Origin of the sequence: Mesorhizobium sp. M7A.F.Ca.US.014.04.1.1 (assembly GCF_003998745.1) — a bacterium.
Taxonomy (GTDB): domain Bacteria; phylum Pseudomonadota; class Alphaproteobacteria; order Rhizobiales; family Rhizobiaceae; genus Mesorhizobium; species Mesorhizobium ciceri.
Genome location: NZ_RZRW01001114.1, coordinates 1 through 1,041 on the forward strand (window position 1 = coordinate 1; position 1,041 = coordinate 1,041).

Sequence of the window (1,041 nt, forward strand, 5' to 3'; positions counted from 1 at the left end):
CATCAAGACCACGTCGAAGCGGTCCTTGTGCGCGGCGCCGGTGACAGCCTCGACGGCCGCCTTGCCGTTGCCGACCACCCTGACGCGATGCCCGGCCTTCAGCAGCGTGGCGCGGGCCAGCATGGCATTGATGTCATTGTCCTCGGCGATCAGCACCGACAGGCCGCGCTGGCGGTTGCCGACGGCGCGCAGTGTCGGCGCGCCGCGCTTTTCCGGCTGCGGCGGGCCGAGGCTCGGAGCATGGCTGCTCAACAGTACACGCAAAAGTGTTCCGCCGCGCACCGGCCTGGCCAGGAAGGTTGCGTAGCCGCTGGCGCGGAACTCGCCAAGCATGCCGCGATCTGTCGGCGCGATCAGCGTGATCGCCTCACAGTCGGAGAAACCGCTCTGGCGCAGGCGCTTGAGCAGCCTTCCGTCGCCTTCCTCCATCGCTGCATCGACCAGGATCGCGTCGCAGCCGGCGGCGAAAGGCGCGGCCTGTGCGGCGGTGGTGGCGATGTCGACCGCGCCACCGTTGGCACGGATGGTGCGGGCGATGGCGTCGGCCTCGACGGCGTTCTTCGACAGGATCACCACGCGTCTGCCCGAGAGAGCATTCTGGCGGCCCTGCGGCGCTTCGGTGGCCGCTGTCGCAGGGACTTCGAAGACGAACTCGGATCCCTGGCCGAGCCGGCTGGATACCGAGATCGTGCCACCCATGGCGGCCACCAGGCGCCTGGAGATGGCAAGGCCGAGGCCGGCCCCGCCATGTGTGCGTGTCGACGTGCCGTCGGCCTGCTCGAACTCCTCGAAAATGCGCTCCAGGTCGGCATCATGCAGGCCCGGACCGGTATCGGCGATGGTAAAGCATATGCGGTCGCTGGTTTCGGTGCGTGCGCGTGCAATGCTCACCAGCACGCCGCCGCTGTCGGTGAACTTGATGGCGTTGCCGATGAGGTTGAGAAGCACCTGCCTGACCTTGCCTGGATCGGCGGTGATCAATTGATGCACGTGGGGGTCGACATGACAACCCACACCGCTATACTTGTCGAAGGTGCGCGC

At 67.2% G+C, this 1,041-nt stretch carries 1 protein-coding gene; it reads right to left on the reverse strand.

Features of this window, described 5'->3' with window-relative positions:
* Positions 1-1,041, reverse strand: a 1,041-nt coding sequence (locus EOA22_RS34920; protein WP_245478779.1) for an ATP-binding protein, incomplete at both ends; no start/stop codon positions are given.